The organism is Mycoplasma sp. 4463, from assembly GCF_048381515.1.
Classification (GTDB): Bacteria; Bacillota_I; Bacilli_A; order Mycoplasmatales; family Metamycoplasmataceae; genus Mycoplasmopsis.
This window is the reverse complement of sequence record NZ_JBLWID010000008.1, coordinates 1-25,205: the sequence shown is the minus strand read 5'-3', so window position 1 is coordinate 25,205 and position 25,205 is coordinate 1. Positions and strand designations below refer to the sequence as shown.

Annotated in this window: 18 protein-coding genes, 1 tRNA gene and 1 other RNA gene; 6 read left to right on the top strand and 14 right to left on the bottom strand. The window is 30.2% G+C overall.

The features are described 5' to 3' along the window. Positions 1 to 42 precede the first annotated feature (42 nt). From ACNF36_RS00990 to alaS, 6 genes are all read right to left on the bottom strand, one after another. Complete coding sequence (locus tag ACNF36_RS00990; RefSeq protein WP_418303426.1) at positions 43 to 615, bottom strand: hypothetical protein; 573 nt, start codon at positions 613 to 615, stop codon at positions 43 to 45. A gap of 116 nt (positions 616 to 731) precedes the next feature. Continuing rightward, positions 732 to 1,418, bottom strand: coding sequence for a hypothetical protein (locus ACNF36_RS00985; RefSeq protein ID WP_418303425.1), 687 nt, complete (start codon positions 1,416 to 1,418; stop codon positions 732 to 734). A gap of 23 nt (positions 1,419 to 1,441) precedes the next feature. Next, on the bottom strand, positions 1,442 to 1,936 hold the full coding sequence (gene greA, locus ACNF36_RS00980; RefSeq protein ID WP_257089363.1) for a transcription elongation factor GreA: 495 nt from the start codon (positions 1,934 to 1,936) through the stop codon (positions 1,442 to 1,444). Between the two features lie 63 nt (positions 1,937 to 1,999). Continuing rightward, positions 2,000 to 2,656, bottom strand: coding sequence for a BC85_0335 family putative methyltransferase (locus ACNF36_RS00975; RefSeq protein WP_418303424.1), 657 nt, complete (start codon positions 2,654 to 2,656; stop codon positions 2,000 to 2,002). After that, complete coding sequence (gene ruvX / locus ACNF36_RS00970; RefSeq protein WP_418303423.1) at positions 2,656 to 3,096, bottom strand: Holliday junction resolvase RuvX; 441 nt, start codon at positions 3,094 to 3,096, stop codon at positions 2,656 to 2,658. The genes ACNF36_RS00975 and ruvX overlap by 1 nt, the downstream gene beginning before the upstream one ends. Next, entirely contained in the window at positions 3,084 to 5,708 is a 2,625-nt protein-coding gene (gene alaS, locus ACNF36_RS00965; protein ID WP_418303422.1) for an alanine--tRNA ligase, read from the bottom strand. Before alaS ends, ruvX begins: the two co-directional genes overlap by 13 nt. Before the next feature lie 276 nt (positions 5,709 to 5,984). On the opposite strand from alaS, the gene ACNF36_RS00960 reads away from it, so the two are divergent. Beyond that, a complete protein-coding gene (locus ACNF36_RS00960) occupies positions 5,985 to 8,417 on the top strand; it encodes a leucine-rich repeat protein (RefSeq protein ID WP_418303421.1) in 2,433 nt (810 codons plus the stop codon). A 44-nt stretch (positions 8,418 to 8,461) separates the two neighbouring features. Here the strand turns inward: ACNF36_RS00960 and mnmA are convergent, their stop codons facing one another. Then, positions 8,462 to 9,577 (bottom strand): tRNA 2-thiouridine(34) synthase MnmA, encoded by a 1,116-nt coding sequence (gene mnmA / locus ACNF36_RS00955; protein WP_418303420.1) that lies wholly within the window; start codon positions 9,575 to 9,577, stop codon positions 8,462 to 8,464. Positions 9,578 to 9,677: 100 nt separating this feature from the next. Further along, entirely contained in the window at positions 9,678 to 10,991 is a 1,314-nt protein-coding gene (locus ACNF36_RS00950; protein ID WP_418303419.1) for an aminopeptidase C, read from the bottom strand. A gap of 75 nt (positions 10,992 to 11,066) precedes the next feature. Here ACNF36_RS00950 and ACNF36_RS00945 point away from each other — a divergent pair, with 75 nt between their 5' ends. Next, positions 11,067 to 11,852: an MAG0110 family membrane protein gene (locus tag ACNF36_RS00945; protein ID WP_323188945.1), complete on the top strand. Its 786-nt coding sequence runs from the start codon at positions 11,067 to 11,069 to the stop codon at positions 11,850 to 11,852. Positions 11,853 to 11,965: 113 nt separating this feature from the next. Here the strand turns inward: ACNF36_RS00945 and tuf are convergent, their stop codons facing one another. Further along, positions 11,966 to 13,153, bottom strand: coding sequence for an elongation factor Tu (tuf, locus tag ACNF36_RS00940; RefSeq protein ID WP_257089347.1), 1,188 nt, complete (start codon positions 13,151 to 13,153; stop codon positions 11,966 to 11,968). 488 nt (positions 13,154 to 13,641) lie between these two features. Between tuf and ACNF36_RS00935 the strand changes: the two genes are divergently transcribed. Then, positions 13,642 to 16,023, top strand: coding sequence for a phosphoketolase (locus ACNF36_RS00935; RefSeq protein ID WP_418303418.1), 2,382 nt, complete (start codon positions 13,642 to 13,644; stop codon positions 16,021 to 16,023). Between the two features lie 82 nt (positions 16,024 to 16,105). On the opposite strand, the gene ACNF36_RS00930 is transcribed toward ACNF36_RS00935, so the two are convergent. The 5 genes from ACNF36_RS00930 to ACNF36_RS00910 form a co-directional block, all read right to left on the bottom strand. Further along, positions 16,106 to 18,076: an endonuclease gene (locus ACNF36_RS00930; protein WP_418303417.1), complete on the bottom strand. Its 1,971-nt coding sequence runs from the start codon at positions 18,074 to 18,076 to the stop codon at positions 16,106 to 16,108. A gap of 93 nt (positions 18,077 to 18,169) precedes the next feature. Beyond that, positions 18,170 to 19,639: an endonuclease gene (locus ACNF36_RS00925; protein ID WP_418303416.1), complete on the bottom strand. Its 1,470-nt coding sequence runs from the start codon at positions 19,637 to 19,639 to the stop codon at positions 18,170 to 18,172. A gap of 143 nt (positions 19,640 to 19,782) precedes the next feature. After that, on the bottom strand, positions 19,783 to 20,628 hold the full coding sequence (locus ACNF36_RS00920) for an HAD-IIB family hydrolase (protein ID WP_418303415.1): 846 nt from the start codon (positions 20,626 to 20,628) through the stop codon (positions 19,783 to 19,785). A 7-nt stretch (positions 20,629 to 20,635) separates the two neighbouring features. Then, entirely contained in the window at positions 20,636 to 21,466 is an 831-nt protein-coding gene (locus ACNF36_RS00915) for a bifunctional 5,10-methylenetetrahydrofolate dehydrogenase/5,10-methenyltetrahydrofolate cyclohydrolase (protein WP_257089337.1), read from the bottom strand. After that, the gene (locus tag ACNF36_RS00910) at positions 21,454 to 23,943 is read right to left on the bottom strand and encodes a valine--tRNA ligase (RefSeq protein ID WP_323680288.1); all 2,490 of its coding nucleotides are present in this window, start codon (positions 23,941 to 23,943) and stop codon (positions 21,454 to 21,456) included. Before ACNF36_RS00910 ends, ACNF36_RS00915 begins: the two co-directional genes overlap by 13 nt. 167 nt (positions 23,944 to 24,110) lie before the next feature. Between ACNF36_RS00910 and smpB the strand changes: the two genes are divergently transcribed. From smpB to ACNF36_RS00895, 3 genes are all read left to right on the top strand, one after another. After that, complete coding sequence (smpB, locus tag ACNF36_RS00905) at positions 24,111 to 24,551, top strand: SsrA-binding protein (RefSeq protein WP_418303414.1); 441 nt, start codon at positions 24,111 to 24,113, stop codon at positions 24,549 to 24,551. A 7-nt stretch (positions 24,552 to 24,558) separates the two neighbouring features. Then, positions 24,559 to 24,941, top strand: a transfer-messenger RNA (tmRNA) gene (gene ssrA, locus ACNF36_RS00900). A 3-nt stretch (positions 24,942 to 24,944) separates the two neighbouring features. Beyond that, positions 24,945 to 25,019: transfer RNA gene (locus ACNF36_RS00895), tRNA-Thr, on the top strand. The last annotated feature ends 186 nt before the right edge of the window (positions 25,020 to 25,205 follow it).

Sequence of the window (25,205 nt, the reverse complement as noted above, 5' to 3'; positions counted from 1 at the left end):
TTGAAAAACACCCCAACATCATTGAGGTGTTATTATGTCTAATTAAACCTTCTGTCCATTTTTAGTGTCCCAGTTTACTCTAACTGAAGGCCACACTGTTTTAAATTTTGTCTTTTCATTTATTAAAAAATGAACTTCGGAATGAGCATTTAGAATTAAATTATCATATAAATTTTCATTGGATAATCTTGCATTCTTACTTGAATATTCTGGTATTAAGTAATTTATATAATCATCCAAATATGATTTTAGATTACCTGATATTCAAAGGCCCAAAAGTGAAGAACCCTCACATAGCAAAATAATAGAAGCAGGTAATCCTGTGTAGAAACAGAAACTAGTGATAGTATTTATTTTAGCAAAATAAATGCATGCAAAAATTATTGAAATAATTGTGTGTATAGCCGATATTGTGATGATTACAAGAAAAACGATTAATAATATCTGTTCGAATTTCAATCTTTTAAGAAATTTTTCTTTTAAGTAATCAAAAATTTCAGGACGTATTTTTGTGTCTGAATCAATTAATCGTATAATGTCAAACAGTTTATGTCATATAAATCTCATTTTTCCATCTATCAGCCAGGATAGATAATAAATAATCATTAATATCATTCTTGATTCCTTTTCTTAATATTTAAATAATATCACCCATTCCATAAAATAATTAAAAATAAATAGTTATTGAATGTTAAGTAAAAAAAGAGAGCTCATCGAGCTCTCAAATTTATCTAATATCCCAACGAAACTTTATTAATCACATTTTGTCTATAAACTCATTTTAAAAATGGATAAATTGCTATTGAAATTATTACTAAAACACCTCATTCGACTAGCATATTTACTCAAATTAATGTTAATCAAACCGATGGTGATGATACTTCTTTTATGCCTATGAATTGAATTCCGATAAAAATAAAAATTGAAACAAATAATGTATTGGCAGCAAAAATTAAGAAAGCAAAGATTGTACTTGTGAATATATTGAATTTACCTATTTTAAAGCATAAATAATATGCTCCTACTAAAAATAAAGATAAAGCGATTCTTGGTACAAATGAATATAAGATGTTATTGAAAATTGGATACCCTAAAACAATCGAACCTATTCAAGAACAAAATCCAAATGACAGCGTGCTTCATAAAGTTCCAATCATACCTAGATGAATTGAAGCAATTAAAATAACAATTGGAACAGTTGTTATTGATATAACACCAATCGTAATATACCCTGTGTAGGGTGTAAAAGTTAAAATTACAATAATTGCCATATACATAGCTAAGTAAGCTATGTTTTTTATTGTGAAAAGATTTTGTTTGTGTTTATGTCTAGTTTGTTGTTGTTTATTTGAATTTGCAATTCATATTAATTCTTTATTAGAGCAAGAATTATGATTTTGTGAATTATGTAGTTCCATAAATTAGAAAAGAAAAATTCAGCTTAATTACTGAATTTAACACTTAAAATTTCAATCATGTATTTTGTTTGTGCATCAACTTCAACAACATCACCAGCTACATGTCCCATCATTGCTACTGCAAGTGGACTTTTGTTTGAAATTTTATTTTCAAATGGGTTTGTATCGTGTGTACCCATAATCGTAACTTCTTTAACTTGATTTGTGTCTTTTTTAACAAATTGAACTGTTGTACCAATTCCAACTGTGTTTTGTGTTGACTCATCTTTAGCTTCAATAATTTTTGCATTATCTAAAATTTGTTCTAATTCGCTAATTCTACCTTCAACAGCACCTTGTCTATCTCTAGCTGCATCATACTCAGCGTTTTCTGATAAGTCCCCTTGTGCTCTAGCTTCTTTTAAGGCAGCTTGAACAGCAGGTCTTTCAACATTAACTAAATGTTCATATTCTTTTTTATATCTATCGTAAGTTTCTTGCGATAGGTAAACAACACCTTTTAATTCTTCATTGTTCATAATCATTCTCCTTATGTTATTTTGAGAAAAGTTAATTTAATTATATTTTATTTTAGTCTGATTTTATCTTTTTACTATAAAAAGAAATTTAGAACTTAAAAATGATACTTCATATGGGATTGAAGACATTCTAAGTAATGAAATTAATCTTTTAATTTCAGATCTTTTTGCATTATCAAAACTAATAATACACATACCTTTTTGCATCTTGTGAACATACTTATCATATAAGTCATTTATGTCTTGCTCAGTACGTAAAATCGCAACAAAATCTAATTCTTGATCTTTATATTCTATTATTCCTTTACCAGCTTCATCACCAAAATTCTCTTTAACTTTATCATATAAGTCTTTATTTAAACTTGAGTTTAAATAATAAATATTTGATTTTGTTTTTGAGTCAATTGCAACTATTGGGAACATATCTTTTTCATCGATAATTAAACAATTTTGATAATGATTTTGATAAATTGTATTAATAATACCTTCAATGTCTAAATCATTTGCTTTTGATTTTAGGAAGTCTTTAATATCAAAAGGTAATACACCAAGTTCACTACGTAAAGATTCGATTTGAATCAGTGCTTCAGCATGCGCTTTTGCTAAATATTTTTTACGAATCTTTCTTGAGTAAATATTTAACCCAATGTAAATAGCAATACCTAAAACAAACACAACTATTGCAGATACCATTAAAATCGTTCTTGTTGTTTCGCTCATTATTTACCTCATTTATGTTTATAGTAATTTAAATAATCATTAAGTATGATTTGTGCTGCAAGTTTATCTTTATGATCTTTTCTTTTCTTTCTAGTTAAACCGGCTTCAATCATAGTCTCATGGGCTTTTTTAGTTGAATATTGTTCATTGACCAATAAAACAGGTAAGTTAAATTTTTCTTCAAGTTGCTTTTTGAAATCTTCAACCATTAAAGTTCTATCACTCTTATCTCCACTAATTTTAAGTGGGTAACCAAGCACTATTCCATCAATTTTGTTTTTATAAACTTCATTAATATAGTAGCTAATTTTGTCAAGAGCTTGGGTAAATTTATATTCTTCGAATTTAAAGTTTTCTAATCCTGATGCAATGATTTCACTTTCATCAGTGATTGCAATTCCACAACTTTTAGTTCCTAAATCTAGACCTATTTTTCTCATGTAATCTCTTCTAATGCAGCAATTAAGTTATTAGCAGTTGCGACTTTACCCATAGATAAAATGGCATTTCCACCACCACGTCCATTAAGTTTTGCAAATAATTGTTGTGCAATAGCATTTGAATTGTATTCTTTTGAAGCTACAACAATCATTGGATTGGTTTCATCATTTGATGTAAGCACAACTAAAATGTCGTTGTATTTTTCTCTTAATGTAGAAGCTACTGTTTTAATGTTTGATTTATCAACTGTTTGATTTACGTAAACTTTGTTTCCATTTATTATTAAAACTTCAATTGAGTCATAATCAAATTCAAATGAATTTTGTAAATCTTTTTGAATTTGCTTATTGTCTTCTTTAAGTTTTTCAATTGTTCCTTCTAAGTAGTCAATTGCTTCTTCTTTTGCAGTAGGAATATTTAAATCAAAGTTGTATGAAGCTTGTAGCTTAGTGTTTTTGTCAATTAATTTTTCTGCTTCAATAATTAATTTATCAATTTCTTCATCTAAAAACTCATCAACTAAAGCATTTGATGAAATAGCTCTAATTCTATATACACCAGCAGCTTTCTTATCAACGTTTGTAATTTTGAAGTTTTCTAATTTAGCTGTATTTGATAAGTGAGTACCTCCACATAAGTCAGCTGTAATATTGTCAAATTTAACAATTCTTACATTTAATGGGTTCATATATTCTTGTTCTTCAAGAGTCATAATTGCGCCCATTTCTTTAGCTTGGTCTGTAGTCATATTCAAGTAATGTCTTACAGCGTCCATCTTAATGTACTCACGAACTAAGTTTTCGATTACTCTAATTTCTTCTTTTGTAGGTCTTGTATCAGCTGGTAAATCAAATGTTAAACGTTCTTCATTGTTATTTGAACCTAATTGTTTAATTTGGTTTCCTAAAACACTTCTAAGTGCACTGAATAATAAGTGTGTTCCAGAGTGGTTTCTTTCAAGACCTAGTCTAATTGTTTCGTCAACAAAGCACTCTACCGGTAAGTTTTTAACAATTTTTCCTTCAACTTTGTGAATGTGGTTTCCAAATTTATCTTTGAAAACATCTAAGATTAAAATTGTATTTGTACCTTGTTTTATGTAACCACGGTCGTGTTTTTGACCACCACTAGTTGCATAAAAAGGAGTTCTATCAAGCACAACATATGAAATTCCGTTAGCTTGCTCAATTTCTTTTTCAGTATCTAGTAAGTATAAAATGTTTGAAACTGATTTTGTGTATTCATAACCGATAAATTCATCAACTTTTGATTTGATTAAAGTTAATGAGTTGATTACTTTATCCATTCCTGAAACTTTTATTCCTTTACTCATTTCAGCGTGTTTTTGTTTTGCTGCTTCAAAAGCTTCATAATCAATTTGGATATTTTGTTGAGCTAAAATTTCTGCAGTTAATTCAACAGGGAAACCATATGTTTCGAATAATTTAAATGCAATGTCTCCTGGGAAAACTTTTAAATCTTCAACAATAAAGTCAGATAGAATTTGTTTCCCGTTTTCAATAGTTTTAGCAAAAGTTAATTCTTCATCTTCAATAACTTTTTTAATTGGATTTACATCATATTCAAAAGGTAATGTTTCTTTAATCACATCAACAAGTTTGTATAAGAAAGGTTCGTGAATATTTAATTGCATAGCTTTGTAAACACTACGTCTAATTAATCTTCTTAAAATGTAACCTCTACCAACATTAGAAGGTTTAGCTCCATCAGCAATAGCATTAGTTACTGTTCTCATATGATCGGCAATAACTTTAAAATATGAGTTCATTAAAGTTTGATCTTTATCATTTACAAAGTAATTGTTTGTATCATATCTATAATTTGTGAATTTCTCGATTTCGTGAATAATAGGTAAAAATAAGTCAGTATCAAAGTTTGTAGGTGCATCTTGCATAATTGAGACAATTCTTTCTAATCCGGCACCAGTATCAATATTTTTTTGCTTTAATTCTGTATATTCACCTTCACCATTTGAGTTATATGTTGAAAACACAATGTTTCAGATTTCAATGTATCTGTCATTTTCGATGTCTTCTTTAAGTAACTCGATTCCTCTTGAATCATACTTCTCACCACGATCATAGAAAATTTCTGTGTTAGGACCACAAGGACCTGAACCAACTTCTCAGAAGTTGGTATCTTTGCCACCTGGTATCATGTGTGATTCGTCAAAACCGTGAGCCATTCAGTAATTTTTAGTTTCTAAATCTTCATAATAGTATGTGAAATATAATCTGTCTTTATCAAGTTTTAGAACATCTAATAGAAACTCAACAGCAAAATCAATAGCTTCTTTTTTAAAGTAATCTCCAATTGAGAAGTTTCCTAACATTTCAAAGAATGTATGATGTCTAGCTGTAATACCAACATTTTCGATGTCATTTGTTCTAATTGCTTTTTGTGAGTTAGTTAATCTTTTTGCAGGAGCTTCTTTTTTACCTGAAAAGTAATCTTTCAAAGTTGCAACACCACTATTGATTCAAAGTAATGATGGGTCATTTTGAGGAACTAAACTTTTTGAAGGAACAACAAAGTGTGCTTTAGATTCGAAAAACTTTAATCATGATTCTCTAATTTGTTTTGAATTCATACTTACCTTCCTTATGTTCTTTTATTTCTTTGAAATAAAAGTAAAAATATTACTAAATTATATTAAAAAGATTTCTAAACAGTTTAAATTTTAAATTTGTTTTAATGAATATCCTTATTTTCATTTTTATTACTAAAACATCTTGTACACTAAGTTAAAAGTTTTAATTGTAGATTTGAATTCAAAATAATTAGCACAAAATTTTGTTAATTTCAATTAATTAAAATAACCAAGTTAAATTCTATAAAGTGTAAAATTATATTAATTAGGAGAAATATGAAATTAAAAACAAAAACTATTTTTAAATTATTAACATTAACTGGTGCGATTTCATCAGTAACAGGAACTATTGCATGTTCTCAAGAAGCGCCAAAAGAACCTAAACCAGGCAACCCGATTGTAAACCCAGGTGACACAGCTCAAACAATTGCTAAAAAAGAGGAATTATTGGATTTCTCAAAATCACTCACCGATACTGCAATGGCGCTTACACCAAATCTTTTTAATAACTATGCTAATTTAGTCAAATCGCTAACAAATGCAGATATTAATGATAATTCTGAGAATTACGTGGAAGCTCTAAAAATTAAAGACCAAATAGTAAAAAACTTACAAGATATCAAATCATTAGAAGAAGGTAAAAAAGAGGTTGAAGGAATCACCTTTTCAAATATCCCTCTAACAAATGAAGTTATCTTATTAATTGAAAAGACAAAAAAATATGTGACTTCAAAATATCAATCTTCAATCGAAAAGCTAAATAGTGCCAACATAAAAGAATTAGACGATTTTGAACTAGATAAGCTGATTACTTTAACCTCTTATGCGTTGAAATTGACTAGCTCATCATTTGATAACATGTACCCGATAGTTATGAAGGTTATTAGAGATAAATATATCTTACTTAATAGAATGGATATAAATTCTTTAAATGATCTATTTACAAATTTAAAGGATCAGGAGCAAGTTAAACAATTCTTTCTTGCTTCAATCACAGAATTATATGAATCTTTCGATGATACTGATAAAACTGTTAAAGCATCACAAAATAATTCTCTTCTTTTTCCGTTTTTGAATTATTCTAATCCGGAATCTGATATTCAAGCTGAAAGAAACTTGCATATCGAAACCTACGGAATGGCAGAAACAATTGTTGATATTTCTGAATTAGTACATTCTGTAATAAATAATCCTGAAACGCTTGATTCATTAGGAACTGAGAAAAAAGATGAAATCTTAACTTTCTTAAAAGAAATAAATAATAAACATAAGGGTAATACCAATTTGAACTTATATACAATCGGCCAAATGCTTAATAACGATGCTATAAAGATTGAAAAAAACATAATAGTTAACATTGTATGAGCTATGTTTATTCAAAAAGATGAAACTACAACAATGTTGAAGTCAATCATTAATGAATTTACCGATTTCTTTTTAAAGAAACAAAACAATACTGTTTTAGGACTTAAATACGAAATTCTAGAAAAACAAATACCTATTTTCCTAAACGAAAATTACACTGCAATTATGGAGGAAGCATTTAAAGATAAAAAAGTTTCATATGTTTATGCACCATATGTTGAAAAAATTGGGAAAGATTCATTAAATACAGAAGATATTAGAAATGTATTTTTACCAAAGGCAACTTATTTAGGTGAAAATGCAATTAGACATCAATTGTTAGCAGAATTTGCAAATACAGTTCCAGAAAGCTTTAAAAAACAAATTAAACTTAATGAGAATACTTATGTATCTGTGGATAGTGAAGCAACTGATGTACAAATAACTTCAGATAAGCCGCTTTATTTTGTAAATGGTTTATTCAAGAGTAATGAAAATATCAATACAGTTACAATCACTTCAACACAACCAGTTTATATTTCAGAAGAAATGTTTAAACACAGTACACTTAGATCAATAACAATCCAAGCACCTGAAGTTTATATTGCAAATGAAGCATTTGCAGATACTCCAGCACTTGAAACATTTGATGTTCAAAATGTTCAAAACATAGGTGAGTATGCGTTATTCGGTTCAAAATGATACTATGACCACATTTCAAACTCAAATGAAGAGCAAATTAAATTAGGTTCAGTTTTAATTGGTTACAAAAATATCAATAATAAAGCTGAAATCACTTTAGACCAGTCAATTACACAAATCTACAACTCTGCATTTTCATTTGACAATAAAATTCCAGAAGTAGCAACTGCTAATGAAGTTATTACAAGTATAACATCAGAAAATGTTAAATCAGTAAATCAAGGAACATTTGGATCATTATCAAACTTAACAAGTTTAAACTTACCTAACTTAACTTCTCTAGGTGCTACAGCACTTCAAGGAACACCATATTACTATAACATCTTAAACGATCAAGAAAACACAAAAGCGATGTTAGGAAAAGTTTTAATTAAAATTAAATCCGATAATCCTTATGTTACATTGTCTGATGACGTTGAATTTATTTACACAACTGCATTCAAGAACTCAAACCAAATAAACTCAATTCAAGGAGAAAATGTTAAGGGTATTGCTTCAAATACATTTGCAAATGGATTTGGAACAATTTCTGCACTTAACTTCCCTAACTTGGAAAGTGTCGGTTCATCTTGAGCAACATCAATTTCTTCACAAAGTGAAACTCCAGTTCTAGTTGCACCTAAATTAAATGTAGTTAATAAAAACCAATTAATTGGAAATTAAGATAAGAAAAATCATATGAGTTAATTTAACACCCATATGATTTTTTATATGTATCATTTTTTAGTTTCATCATCATAAACTTCATCAATTGTTGCTCCACCAATACATTTGTCTCCATCGTATAAAACAACTTGTTGACCTGGTGTAACAGCTGATGAACCCTCAGGATAGAATACTCTGATTTTATCATCGCCTAAAAATTCAACGGACACTTTAATATCTTTTTGTCTATATCTAAATTTAGCAGTTAAATTATCAGGATTGAAATCTTTGTTATTTAAGGTTAATCCCGAAGCGATTAAATTATTTGAAATTAAGTATTCAGGTTTTGAGTTAGGTGCAACATATAAAATATTTTTTTGCACATCGTGACCACAAACATAATATGGTTCAACCATACCACCTAAATTTAAACCTTTTCTTTGTCCAATTGTGTAATAGAAACATCCAACGTGTCTTCCAACAACTTTATTTGTTGTAATATCTACAATATCTCCATCTTGTGCTGGTATATAGTTTTGTAAGAATTGTCCAAAGTTTCTTTCTCCAATGAAACAAATTCCTGTTGAATCTTTTTTAGTTGCAGTAATTAAACCTAAATCAGAAGCAATTTGTCTAATTTCAGGTTTAGTTAATGTAGCAAGTGGCATAATAACTTTTTTAAGTTGACCGTGACTTAATTGAGCTAAAAAGTAAGTTTGATCTTTATCTTCATCTTTTGCTCTGTATAAGTGACCATCAATTACATTTGCATAATGTCCCATAGCAATATAGTCTGCTTTAAGTTCATTAAATGCATAGTTAGCAAAAGCATTGAATTTTATGTACTTGTTACATAAAATGTCCGGATTAGGTGTTCTTCCTTTTTTGAATTCTTCAATAAAGTTTTCAAAAACATTATCTCAATATTCTTTAACAAAGTCAACTCTTTCAAGTTTGATGCTTAATGAATTTGCGACTGATTGAGCATCCAAATAATCTCTTTCCTGTGGACACATATCTTGTTTAAGATCATTGTTTCCAAGAAAATCATTATTAACAATACTGTCTCAGTTACGCATAAATAATCCTACTACTTCGTAACCTTGCTTTTGTAATAAATAAGCAGCAACTGATGAATCAACACCACCACTCATACCTATAACAACTCTTTTAGACATATTTCTCCTTTATATACTTAAATAAGTATATAAATTGTAATATAAAAACCAAAAAAGCGAAATTTTTTGGTTTTTAATGTAAAAATTTAACTTTTTGCTATTAAGCAAATGGTTCTCATAACTCGAGAGCAACTGATTTGTCAGCTTTAAGATATTCTTCTGGAACATATTTAGGATCTACAATAACTGAGAAGTTGTATTCATCAAATCATTCATCAGACATTGAGTAAACACCTTTTTTACCAGAATCATCACCTCAACTGTTTTCAACTTTTCAAGCAATCGGTTTACCATTTTCTGTCTTAACACCTACAAAAGCCATCGCGTGATTTAACATTGAGTTAAAGTAGATAATTCTATCTTCTTTATTAAAGTCACTAATTGGTTCAAAAACTGAATCAAAATCATAAAGTTTGGGGTCAAAAATTCCTGATTTATTATCTTTGAAAGGATCGACATCACAAGCAAATCAAACTGGTAAGTTATCTTTTAACGAAGCAATTACAGCACTCTTAATTACATCTAATGGAACGTTAATCATTTCAACATCTTGATCTTCATAAACTGATTTTTGATATTTAAGAACATATTTAGTTCCATAGTCATAAAGATTTCTGGGGTCGTGCACTAGATTAACTTTTTTATCAAAATCTTTTCCTACATATTTTTCGAAAAACTCTACAGGAGTTATGTTTTCAATTTTGTGATACTTATTATCTTTATCTTTGTATTCATAAGTGAACTCAGTAACTGGCGTTCCTAAACATTTAGAAATAATATCATAAACTCTGTAAAGCGCATCTTCTTTAACTGCTTGAATTTGTGATTCAGCAGCACCTTGTGCAACAAGTACTCTAATTTTCTTCATTCCATTTTTAAGATGCTTATCAATTTGTTCATTCATATCTGTTGTATTTCCTGAATGGAATGTTTCAGGCATAATTGATTTTGGAACTGCACCATATTTTTTAAGTAAGTTAGCAAAATATTCTCAGTATCCACCATCTGAAGCAACATTTCTATTAATTAAGTGATAAACTTCTCTATTTTCTAATGGTAAGTTCGCTGTTTGGATTGCATAATTTAAAAATGTATTTGCTTTTTCAATTTTGTCATAGAAAGCAAAGTAGTTTTGTGAAAACTCAAAGCTACTTACATTTAAGTTTTTAGCAGCTTCAACTCTACCCATATTTAACGAAGCGAAAATTCAACATCTTCCACTATTTTTTTGTGATGTTATATCACCTAATGTTGTTTCTATGTCAAAAACGTGATCGTGTTTGATAAATGTTTGATGATCAAAAACTGTATTCTTAATACCATTTTTGATGATTGAGTTTTGAATCATTTTATTGTTTGATTTTGAGTCAAATTTTGACTTGAATTCATCTAATAAGTTTTTAGTTACATTCATTTTTACTCCTATATACCTTGTATATTAGTTATTAATATAGTTCAGTTTAATTCATAATGTATTACAATTTAAATTATGAATAATCAAGAAACTATTAAAGCAGTTCCTGATGTTAAATCAGGCTCTGTAAAATTATTTTATGGAATTATACTATTAACAAGCACTGGTGGATTGCTTTTATTATCATTATTATCAATCTTCTTTGTGTGAATTAATTTACTAATACTAAATTCAATGCCAAAATCGTTTTATCAACTTTTATTTTTAATAATGATGATAATAGTCCCTTTTATTGGAATTATGATTCTGAGTTTTATAAAACCGAAAAATGAATCTCAAAATCTAATACTCACGAGCATCAAGTTCTTCTTCTATGCATTATTCTATGGAATTTTAATCGGAACAGCTTTATTATTAATTAGTTTTGGATCATATACATATGATAAATCTGCATTAGAAATTGTCAAGTATGCATCATTGCAATTAGCATCAGTTATTTTTATACCAGTAGGAATATTATTCTTGACCGGAATATTAGGAATGTTAAAAATTATTAATGTAAGATCACTAATAGTAATGATTTTAGTTCTATCATTTGCAATATTAGTTACATTCTTAATTTCATTCTTTGCTTTTAGACAAAGAGATAACATTAACTGATGAATCGGAATTTTAATGGTTGCATTAATCTCATTATTTATGATTCTTCAATGATATTCAATTAGAAAAACAGCTGATTATGTCGAGTATATGAGTAGAAAATCATTAATCACTTTAGGAATTCAGCACGGACTTCAGTTGTTTGTTTCATTAGCTCAACTACTTTATTACGTTATTGTTATATTGGTTAAAGAAAGATAAAACAATTTACTCTCAACACTGCGGTGTTGATTTTTTTGTTAAAAAAATGCAAAGAAAATACACAGACCTAAATCTGTGTATTTGAAATTATTTGTGAAAAACAATTAGTCAAATTATTTAACAATTTTTGTAACTGTTCCTGCACCAACTGTACGTCCACCTTCACGGATTGAGAATTTTGTTCCTTCTTCAACAGCGATAGGTGCGATTAATTTAACTTTTAAGTTAACGTTTTCCCCTGGCATAACCATTTCACGTCCTGGTTCGAATTCAATTCCCCCTGTAACGTCTGTTGTACGGAAGTAGAATTGAGGTTTGTAGTTTTTAAGGAATGGAGTGTGACGTCCTCCTTCTTCTTTTTTAAGAACGTAAATAGCAGCTTCGAATTCTGTATGAGGAACAATTGAACCTGGTTTAGCTAAAACTTGTCCACGTTCAACTTCATCACGGTTAACTCCACGAAGTAATAATCCAGCGTTATCTCCAGCTTGTGCTTCTTTAAGGTTTTTACGGAACATTTCGATTCCTGTAACAACTGTTTTCTTAGTAGGTTTTAATCCAACGATTTCAACTTCGTCGTTTAATTTAAGTGTTCCACGTTCTACACGTCCTGTAGCAACTGTTCCACGTCCTGTAATTGTGAAAACGTCTTCAACAGCCATTAAGAATGGTTTGTCAAATTCTTTAACAGGTGTTTGGATGTATGAATCAACTGAATCCATAAGTTCCATAATTTTTTCTTCGTATTTTGCATCACCTTCTAATGCTTTAAGAGCTGATCCACGAATGATTGGAGCATTGTCTCCATCAAATCCGTATTCTGAAAGAAGTCCACGGATTTCCATTTCAACAAGTTCGATCATTTCTTCTTCACCTTCAAGCATATCTACTTTGTTTAAGAATACAACGATACGAGGAACCCCAACTTGTTTAGATAAAAGAATGTGTTCACGTGTTTGAGGCATTGGTCCATCTGTTGCAGCAACAACTAAGATAGCTCCATCCATTTGAGCTGCCCCTGTAATCATGTTTTTAACATAGTCAGCGTGACCAGGACAGTCAACGTGTGCATAGTGACGTTTTTCTGTTTGGTATTCGATGTGTGATGTGTTAATTGTAATTCCACGTGCTCTTTCTTCTGGTGCGTTATCGATAGAAGCGTAATCACGAGCTTCTGATAATCCTTTTTTAGCTAAAACTGTAGCAATAGCAGCAGTTAAAGTTGTTTTACCATGGTCAACGTGTCCGATTGTTCCAACGTTAACGTGTTCTTTACTACGATCAAAATCTAATTTTGCCATGTAATTTCCTTTCTATTTTATATATATAAAATTGTTTAATAAATGTATTGTGTTTTAGCGCCAAAACCAACCTATGCCTAGCCTTTCATCTAGGTCCTGTCCATTTGTTAAATTAGCACATTAATTTTATCAAAAATAATTTTTGAAAACATTATTTCCAATAACATTTAAATTAGTTTTTATATTGTACCACAAAATGCAATTTCTATTATTTCTGTCTAATAACGAAACTAATTGGAGATGCAGTTTTATATAAAATCATCAAATAAATTTAACAAAAATATATGCGATAAATAATACTAAAAATTTCTAAAAATTAATTATATAAATGTACAAAATTCAAGCAGTTTGATGGTACAAAATATTGGTTATTTTCGGTTTTGTTTAAAAAATAAATAAAGTAAAATAATGATACATTAAGTTACAAAACGTTTTAACTTGATGTTTAAATTTATTTCGAAATAAAATCAAACAAAAAAGGAAACAAGATGAAAAAAACTTTATTTGATAGTAAAAATTATTTAGATAAAGTGCATGCTTGATGACGTGCTGCTAACTATCTTTCAGTTGGGCAAATGTTTTTAAGAAACAACCCTTTACTTAGAGAAGAGTTAAAAGCCGAAGATGTTAAGATGTACCCAATCGGTCACTGAGGAACAATCCCAGGACAAAACTTAATCTATGCTCACTTAAACCGTGTTATTAACAAATACGACTTAGAAATGTTCTACATTGAAGGTCCAGGACACGGTGGTCAAGTTATGATTTCTAACTCATACTTAGATGGAAGCTACACAGAATTATTCCCAGAAATCTCACAAGATGAAGAGGGATTAAAAAGAATGTTCAAGAGATTCTCATTCCCTGGTGGAACTGCATCTCACGCCGCTCCTGAAACACCTGGTTCAATTCACGAAGGTGGAGAGTTAGGATACGCATTATCACACGCAACAGGTGCTATTTTAGATAACCCACAAATCATTGCTGCTACAGTAATCGGTGATGGGGAAGCTGAAACAGGACCACTTACAGCAGGATGATTCTCATCATCATTCATTAACCCAGTTAATGATGGAGCTGTATTACCAATCATCCACATCAATGGTGGAAAAATTGCAAACCCAACAATCTTAGCTAGAAAATCAGATAAAGAAATCAGAGATATGTTAGCTGGATTTGGATGAGAAGCTATCTTTGTTGAAGCTAATGTTTTTGACCAAAGAGGAATTCACAAACCAATGGCAAAAGCATTTGACAAAGCTATTGAAAAAATCCAAAAGATTCAAGCAAAAGCAAGACAAAAATCAGCTGAAGAAGCTACAAGACCTATTTGACCAGCTCTTGTTGTTAGAACACCAAAAGGTTGAACAGGACCTCACACATACAATGGTTTAACATATGAAGGAAGCTTTAGATCACACCAAGTTCCACTTCCTGTTACATCAGAAAAACCAGCTACATTAGACTTATTAAAAGAATGATTAACTTCATATCATCCAGAAGAATTATTTGATGAGAATGCTAAATTCAAAGCTGAATATGCTGAAATTGCTCCTAAAGGTGCAAAAAGAATGGCAATGCACCCTATTACAAATGGTGGTGTAAACCCTAGAGCATTAAACTTACCAGACTGAACACAATTTGCATTAGACATCAAAAAACCTGGTTCAGTTCAAGACCAAGATATGGTTAACGCAGGAAAATGATTTGCTGAAGTAATCAAAATGAACCCAGATAACTTCCGTGTATTCGGACCAGATGAAACTAAATCTAACAGACTTTACGATGTTCTTAAAGTTACAAACAGACAATGATTAGAAAGAGTAAATCCTGAATTAGATGAAGCTATCGGACCAGTTGGAAGAGTTATCGATTCACAATTATCAGAACACCAAGCTGAAGGATTCTTAGAAGGATACGTATTAACAGGACGTCACGGAATGTTTGCTTCATACGAATCATTCTTAAGAGTTGTTGACTCAATGCTTACACAACACATGAAATGAGTTGCTAAAGCAAGAAAAGTTCACTGAAGAAAAGATTACCCATCTCTTAACGTTATTGCTACATCAACAGCATTCCAACAAGACCACAACGGTTACACACACCAAGATCCAGGTATTTTAGGTCACTTAGCTGACAAAAAACCTGAATTAATTCGTGAATACTTACCAGCTGACTCTAACACATTATTAGCTGTATTAGACAAAGCTTACAGAGAAAGAGATGTAATTAACCTTATCGTTGCTTCTAAACAACCAAGAGACCAATTCTACAATGTAGAAGAAGCTAAAGAATTAGTTGAAAAAGGTCTTAAAGTTATTGATTGAGCTTCTACAACAAAACCAGGTGAAGAACCAGACTTAGTTGTTGTTGCATCAGGTACAGAACCAAACTTAGAAGCATTAGCATCATTAGAATACATCAACAAAGCATTCCCTTCACTTAAAATTAGATTCGTTAACGTAGTTGATTTATTAAAATTACGTCACCCAAGCATTGACCCACGTGGATTATCAGACGCTGAATTCAACGCAATCTTTACAAAGAACAAACCAGTTGTATTCGCATTCCACGGATACGAAGGTCTTATTAGAGATATCTTCTTCTCACGTCAAAACCACAACTTATTTGTTCACGGTTACAGAGAAAACGGAGACATTACAACATCATTTGACATTAGACAAATGAGCCACATGGATAGATTCCACATCTCAATCACAGCTGCTAAAGCAGTTTACGGTGATAAAGCAGCTGACTTCGTAAAACAAATGGAAGAAAAAGTTGCATACCACAACAGATACATTAAAGAAGTTGGAATTGACATTGACGAAGTTAGATTCTGAAAATGATCAGGTCTTAAAAAATAAGACAAACACTTTATAAGTGTTAAAAGATAATCAAAAACACCTTAGTAATTCAAACTAGGGTGTTTTCATTTTGCTTTTTTAATTAACTATTTTCTAAACCTACTAAAATACCTCTATTAACAAATGGTTTTCTACCTTCAAGACTATCAATAAGGTCTGGATAATCGATAAATGGATTTCTTAATCCACCTTGGTATCTAGCTGTTTCGTTGTTTCTATCAATATCAAATTGTGAAATTGAATCTGTTGAAACTCAGTTTTTGTATGTTTGATAGTAGTGGTCTTTAATATATGGTTTAGTGCTTGAGAATATTGAATTTGATTTTTGATTTAAGTTTCTATTTCTATATGTAACTGTAAAGTATAGATATGCTCTAGCAATATCTCCCTTGAATGCATCTATTGGTTCAAATGTTGTTTCACCAATTGAGTTTCTTCCTAATTTCCCACCATTTCTTGATGTTTTAGTTGCATCACTTACATTGTCGTGAGGGAAATTACCTCTGTTTGCATTAACTTTAATATCTGTAGGTCAAACGTGGTGCGCGTCTGAAACCATTGGTGATTCTTTGTTGAATCAAGATTGTGGAATTAAGTGTTCCTTGTTTGTCCCTTCCCCTTCATCTCTTGCAGATGATCTTTTTCCTCATTGAAAATCAGGGAATGTATATGGATCTCTTCCGTTTGGATTTTCTGAATAAATATCTAACAATGTATTATCTTTTTCAAAATATTTATCTTTAAATGCATTATATTGATCATAGAATGTTCCTAAAGCACCATATGAGCGAACTCCTCCAAAGTGACTGCTTTGAATTGCTAATAATACATCATATAACTCATTACCCATTTTACCATCAGCTTGTGCATAGTAATTATTACTTGCATCATATCTTAAACCATTAACCGTAACTGGTTGAGTTGGTTCTGAAAGTTCTGGATTTGGATTTGATGGCGTTCCACCATTTCCTGATGAAGGTAGTGTTGATGGATTATCACTTCCATTATCTGATTCTTCTGTAGATGACTCCTCAACAATGTTAAGTTTTACAACAGATGTGTATAAATTGTCATTTGAGTAGTCAAATGTCTTATCTTCATTTCTAACTGTTAATTTATATTTAACTGTTAGCGTTTGTGTTTGTGCATTATATTCGTAATTTAAGAAACTATTTGGATATTTCTTATTTTTGTATGTAAATTCTTTTTCTACATCATTTACTAATTGGAACTCATCGTTTTCAAATTCTGATTTGAATTTAAGAAATGCTGGTCCTTTTTTCTTATCCAATCCAACTGTTCTGTCTGTATACATATAAGCAATATTTTCGTGAGCATTTAACTTAGCTAAAACTTGTGTTTTTAAGTCTCCTGAAAGAGGCAATGAAACTAAAATATTGTTATATAAAGTTGTTATATCCTTTTCAATTGGTTGAACCACGTTACCTGAAAAATCAAGTGTAAATGTTGAAGTATACACATTGCTTCCAACTGCAATATAACCATCAGCTGGTTGTGTAACTTTATAACTAATTACAACTGTGTTTGTTTGTGCGTCAAATGAATCAACATCTATTAATTTGTTGCTTGTAATTTCTTCATTAGTGATTTCGTTTCCTGCAAATGCTTTATTAATAAGTTTAAACTCTTGAAAAATACCCTCATCATTTAACAACGCAACAAATGTATTATTTGTATCATTCAAACGAAGTGTGTTATCAGCAGCATTGAAGACAAGTTTTGCATTTTGTGCACTTAATCCTGAAACAATTGCTTGCTTGTTTTCTTCTGTTAAAGACATTGGGTTAGTAACTACGTTTGAAGCATCAGGTATTTCGTATTCGTTTATAGGTTGTCCTGGATTTGGTTCAGGATTTGGAATTGAAACAGGTGGACTTATTGGATCTGTAACTGGTTCCTTAGGTTCTGGTGTTGGTTTTTCATCAATTGGATTTGATGGTTCTGGATTTTTTTGTGAACATTGAGTTGATAATACTGATGTAGATGTAACAAATAGTGATAATACTAATAATGGTTTTAAAAACTTTTTCATACCCTTACTATTATCACTTTTTTAAAAAAGTGATAGAAAATAGCTTTAATTTTCACAAAATGTGAAAAAAATAAGCCATTTTGGCTTATTTTATTAATTCTTTTGCGTAGCTGAAACAAGTACCCCTAAGTTTGTGAATGGTTTAGGATTTGATCCGACTAAGTTTTCTAGTAAGTTAGGGTAGTCAATGAATGGGTTTCTTAATCCACCTTCAAATGCAGCAATTTTATTATTTCTTGCAACGTCAAATGGAGAAACTGGATCAGTTGCTGTTCAGTTTGCAAAAGTATTAAAGTAGTGTTCTTTAATGTAAGGCACTGTTCTTGTGAAGATTGATTGGGATGTAGCTGCTAAGTTTCTGTCATTGTAAGTTACAGTGAAGTAAAGGTATGATCTAGCAATGTCACCTTTGAATTCATTGATTGGTTCAAATGATGTCATACCAATTGAGTTTGTCCCTAATTTTCCACCGTTCATTGATGTTCAACTAGCAGAAGCATTTGCAACTAAATCGTGAGGATAGTTACTTCTTACTCCGTTTACTTTAATATCTGTTGGATAAATGTGGTGAATGTCTGAAACCATTGGTGATAGTTTACTGAATCAAGATTGAGGAATAACGTGTTCTCTGTTCATTCCATCACTCTCACCAGAAGCTTTATTACTTGTTGGGTAAGATCTATATGTGTATGGATCTGTACCTGTTGGGTTTTCAGAATAAATATCTAACATTGTGTTATCTTTTTCGAAGTAAATATCTCTGAATGGCGAGTTGCTTGATTGGTAGAAACCTGGAATATCTCCATATCCTCTAACACCTGATAAATGTGCTTTTTGAATCTTTAATAATGCAGCATATAATTCTGCACCGCTTTTTCCGTTAGCTGATGCATAGTAATTATTACTTGAATCATAGTTGTATGAGTAGTTTGAATTTACTGGTGTAATAGTTATATTTGAACTTCCTGTGTTTCCACCTGTTGTTGGTGGAGTTGTTGTAGTTTGTGCTTCCTTAAAGAAAACAGTAAATTTTGATGTGAATGTTTTAGTTGAAAATTCATATCCACTATTATCAGCAGAACCTGTGTTAATTGCAGCTTTGTATGTTAAAGTTAATTCATTTGTACTTGCATTAAATTGGAAGTTAATATCACCATTTGGTCTATCTGTGTCTTTGTATGTAAAAATTGGTTCTTCAAAGTTTGCTGGATGGAATTTAGCATTAATAGCTTCTTCAAATAATGCTCCAACAGCTGGTCCTGTTTTTCTGTTTAAACCAATTTCATTTGTATTTCTCATGAAGTATAAGAATTTGTTATTTCCATCTTTTAAATAAGTTAAGATTTGATCTTTTAAAGTAGCTGGAATTTCGATAGGTTTAAATACATTGCTTGCATTTTCTAATGAAACTTCAGCTGGTGCAGCAGGAATAACTGGTTTTGGTGTAACAATTTCTTTTCTTCCATTATCACTTGTTTTATTACATGAAAGTGAAACCATCGGTAAAATAGCACTAGCTGCTAAACTTGATGTTAAAAATAATTTTTTAAAAATTTTCTTCATTTTTCCTCCTTAAAATAAGGTTAAAAATTTCTATTATTTTAGTTGTATTATGTATCAATATAATTTAAAAATTATATTACTTATAATTTTATACAAATAAAAAATAAAAATATGGAAAATTTATTCCATATTTTGTGAAAAATTTACTTGTCTAAAAATTGAGATAAATACTTTGCAAGTCCAGATTGATTGCATGGGAATTCAGTAATTTCATCAGCAATTTTCTTTAGTTCAGGAACTGAATTTTGCATTGCAATTAATGTTCCAACTTTACCTTTTGTAGTTGAATCATTCATTGAATCACCAATGTGCATAGCATCTTCAGGATTAATTCCTTTAAGTTTGCAATATGCAACTTCAGCTTCACCTTTTGATGAACCAATCTTAGTAATTTCTAAGGTTTTATTTTTTTCTCCAACAAATGCTATTTCAAACATGTCTCCATATTTTTCTTTTCATCTTTTAGCAAATTTAGCAGCCTTTCTAGCTGATAAACTAGATAAAAGAGCCTTGTGTATAGGATAATCGTTTTTAAAGTCTTTGTATGGTTTTGCATTTGTAATTCATCTGAATTTCTTAGAAAAGTTTTTGTAAATTTTATTTACAAATTTAATAATGTAATATAAGTAGTTTTTTACATATACGTGTCTTGAATCAATCGTTACAAAAGCAAATTTTTTAGAGATTAAATCAAATAATAACTGTGCTTTTTCAGGTTCAATTATTTCCTCTGAAATAATTTTTCCATTCTCAACTGTAACAGCTCCATTTCAAGCTATATATGTAATTTCTCCTGTTAAACCTTTAACAATATCAGAAGTTTTTGCACTTAAACCACGACCAGTTGCAACTACAACTGGAATTTGTTTATTTAACTCTGTAAGTGTTTTTTTAGTAAATTCTGTTGCACTACGCATTCAGAATTTTTCTTCCGGTCCATCTAATGTGGTTCCATCTAGATCGATAAAGATAATTTTAGGTTTCTGCATTAATCTCCTATTTAACAATGTCAACTAAGTTTTTCATTAATGCAACTACAGTCATAGGTCCAACTCCACCAGGAACTGGTGTAATTGCAGCTACTTTATCTTTAACATCTTCAAAGTCAACATCACCTGATAATTCTGCTGAAAGTTTGTCATCCAAGTTAGTTCCAACATCGATAACAATAGCTCCTTCTTTAACATTGTGAGCTTTAATGTATTTTGCAACACCTATTGCAACGATTAAGATGTCTGCATTTTCAATACCCTTAATTCCTGTTTCTTCATTATATGTAGAAACGTTAGCATTTTTTCTTTTAATAATGTGTGCAAGAGGTTTTCCTACAACATGTGATCTTCCAACAACACATACTCTTTTGTTTTCTACATCAATTCCATAGTGTTCCATTAATTCTAAAACACCACGTGCTGTAGCTGGAATAAAGTGTTTGTCAGCTGTATCGTTATATAATCTGAATTCATTTTTTGTTGTAAGTCCATCAATGTCTTTATCGTATGGAACTGCATCTAAAATAACTTGAGTTGGTAAATGAGAAGGTAATGGCAACTGAACAATGATTCCATCGAATTTTTCATTGATTCTGTCCATTTTCTTAAGTAATCTGTCTTGAGAAATATCCTCATCAAACTTGAATAATTCAGCTTCAATCCCTAAATCTTCAGCTACTCTTAATTTGTGAGCTATGTATTTGTTTGAAGCAGCATTATCTCCTACTTGGATAATTGCCATTCTTAATTTTCTTTCTAAATCAAGATCAATTATCTCTTGTTTCAATTTAGCTAATTCTTGTTTAGCTAACTCTTTACCGCTTAATATTTGCATGATAATTCCTCCTCATATTTTTTAAGTTCATCTGTATATTTTTCTAATTTTGCTTTTTCAACAGCAACTTTATCAGCAGGAGCTTTTGAAACGAATCTTTCATTATTTAAAAGTTGCTCTGCTCTAGCTATTTCTGCTTTAACAAAATTAATTTTTTCTAAAAGGAGCTCTTTATTTCTTTGTTTTGTTTCATCTGATTGTTTTATGAATAAAACATTGTCATTTAGTGCTATTAAGCAATCGTTATTATCTTCGTATAAAGCAAATACCATTTTGTTAATTGTCTCAATAGCAACTTGTGGAACATCGTTTTTAAGTGAATAAATAAGAAGTTCTTTTTTAGAAATTTGATTATTTTCACGATATTTTCTAAGTTCAGTTACAACTTCAATAACTGTGTTTATATAATCGGTCGAATGATCATCTTCAAATGTAGGTCATAATTGTTCTAATAATTCTGCATTAAAGATTTCTGAATATAACCTGTCTGTTATGAATGGTAAGAATGGATGAAGCACAATTAAAGTTTTTCTTAATACTTCAAGAGCTGATTTTTTAGAATATGAACTCTTTAAGAATTCAACGTATCATCCACTAAGATCTGTGAAAATAAATTTGTAGATTTCTGAACCAATGATTGAAAACTCATAGTTATCAATAAGTGAATCGATCTTAACTGATAAGTTTTTAAGTTGATTTAATATTCACTTATCTGCATCAGTAGCTTCATTGTTATTATCTTCTAGTTCATTAATATATCTAGCAATGTTTCATAACTTGTTATTAACTCTTCAAGCAGCTTCAACTTTATCGTCTGAGAATTTAATATCTAAACCTGGTGTTGTGTTTGTGATTAAGAATCATCTTAAAGCATCTGAACCATATTTATCAACCATATCCATAGGGTCAACACCATTGTTTAATGATTTAGACATTTTTCTACCTTGTGCATCTCTAATAAGGCCGTGAAGTAGTAATCTATCAAATGGTTTTTGACCTGTAAATTCAAGTCCAAAGAAGTACATTCTAGCTACTCAGAAGAAAATAATGTCATAACCTGTAACTAAAAGAGATGTTGGATAATATCTTTTTAGTTTTTCATCGGTTTGAGGTCATCCTAAGAACACAAATGGAGCAAGTCCTGATGAGAATCAAGTATCTAGAACATCTGGATCTTGAACTCATCCTTCACCTGGTGAATCAACTTGAACTTTCATATTACCATCTTGGTCATATCAAGCAGGAATTCTGTGTCCTCATCAAAGCTGTCTAGAAATTGTTCAATCATAAACATTTTCCATTCATTGACGCATAGTTAATTCAAAACGTTTTGGATAGAACTTAACAGCTTCTGGAGAATCTAAATCTTTTAAGATTAAATCTCTGAAGTGTTCCATTTTAACAAATCATTGTGGTAGCACTAAAATTTCAACTGGTGTTTTAGATCTATCTGAAATACCAACATTTGAAATTGTTGTTTCAACTTTTTGAATATAACCATTATCTTGTAAGAATTGAGCAATCTTCTCTCTTGCAACAAATCTTTCTAAACCGTGGAATTCAGGTAATGCAGGATAGTTAATTAAACCATCTTTTGAAATTGTTTCATTAATTTCAAGATTGTGTTTTTTTATAATATCAATATCAACTTCAGCGTGTGCACTAAGTTTCATTAATCCTGAACCAAAGTCAATATCAACATATTCATCAGGTATGATTGGTAATTCTTTTTTAGTAATTGGGTGAATTACAACTTTTCCTTCTAAATCTTTGTATCTTGAGTCATTTGGATTAAATACAACAGCAACGTCGCTTAATAAAGTTTCAGTTCTAACAGTAGCAATTGTCAACACATTGCTTGAACCCTTAATTGGATAATTGATGTAGTACATTTTTTGCTCTGTAGGTTCATTATTAACTTCAATGTTTGATAAAGCAGTTTGTAACTTAACATCTCAGTTAATTGCTTTAACACCTTTGTAAATGAAACCTTTGTTGTATAAGTCGATGAAAACTTTTGAAACAGCTTCATTAGCTTCTGCATCAAGTGTGAATCTTTCAGCTGAATAATCAAGTGCTAGACCAATTTTTGATCATTGTTGTTTAAATAAGTTTGCATATTCATCTTTTCATTCTCAAATCTTATCAACGAAAGCTTCTCTGCCTAAATCGTGACGAGTTTGACCTGTTGATTGGAATAAAACATCCTCAACTTTTGATTGTGTAGCAATTCCAGCGTGATCCATACCTGGAACTCACATAACATCAAAACTATTAAGTTTCTTATATCTTATAATTGTGTCAGGTATATAAACATCAAGTGCATGACCTAAATGTAGCTTACCAGTTACGTTTGGTGGTGGTAACAAAATAGTGAAAGGTTTTTTATCTAAATCATGAGTTTGAAAATATTTCTTAGCTTGTCATTTTTTATCAATGTCTTTTTCAACTAGCGTGTGATTATATATTTTGTCCATTAATACCTCCGTTAAATAATTTCAAGGTATTTTTACTTAAAAAAATATCTATATAAATAATTATTAAAATTATAATAAATTTTGCTAAAATTCCTTGCCCCTTTTACTGGTAGCACATAAGTGAAAAAATAAAATGTTTATAAAACAATATAGTAAAATTTAATTGTATGAAGATAATTAGCACAAATAAAAAAGCTCATCACAACTATGAAATTATTGATAAATATGAAGCAGGAATAGAATTACTTGGTTGAGAAGTAAAATCAGCTAGAGCTAATTCAATTGACATTTCAAATGCATTTTGTTCAATCTACAAAGGTGAAATGTATCTTAAGGAAGCTTACTTCAAGCAATATATGCACGTAAAAGGTGATGAGTTTAGAGATAGAAAATTACTTCTTCATAAAAATGAGATTCGTAAGATTAAATTTGCTACAGAATCACAAAGTCTTACTATCATACCTTTAAAAATGTACTTTAATTCTTCATCAAGAATTAAAGTAGAAATAGCTTTAGCTAAAGGTCTTAAAAAGTATGATAAAAGACAACAAATCATTAAAGACGAAGTTAATAAAAAACTCAATAAGCTAATTAATTCATATAAATAATCATTATGGGGATATAATGGTTTCGACATACTTTGGGGTGTTGTTGTTGCAGTAGTGTGGTAGACTATAATTACTTCTAGACTTTCTTAAATGGAAACGCTAAAAAAGAAAACAAAGTTTCAAACTTTGCGATGTTCTCAATGAACAACTTAAACCCAGTTTTTGCTTAATTAAATGCAATCTGGTGGCTTTAATGTAGCTCCTTTCTATATTAAAGTTGGTCTTAAGAGGATAGCATTAGCTTTGGCAAACTAATGTGAAATTTAGCCAAACTGTTTAATATTTTTCGAATACTTTATCATTAAAACAGTTGTCAAAAGTATTCTAAACTGTAGACGCAGCAACATGCTCAATTTGTGGACAGGGGTTCGATTCCCCTTATCTCCACCATTAGCCGCTTTAGTTCTAGTGGTAAAACAGTTGACTCGTAACCAACCATCATGAGTTCGATTCTCATAAGCGGCACCATTAGATTAATCTATTTAAACATCATGACTATCAAAGTTGTGATTTTTTTAATGTCTTTTTTAAAACAATCACTAACAGAATTTACTTACATTTTTTTAGAATAAGGATAGATAGCAAAGTTATCTACTGTAATTATTAAAAGGAATGTATAAAAATAACTAAAATATTGATTCCATTTGGTGCAAT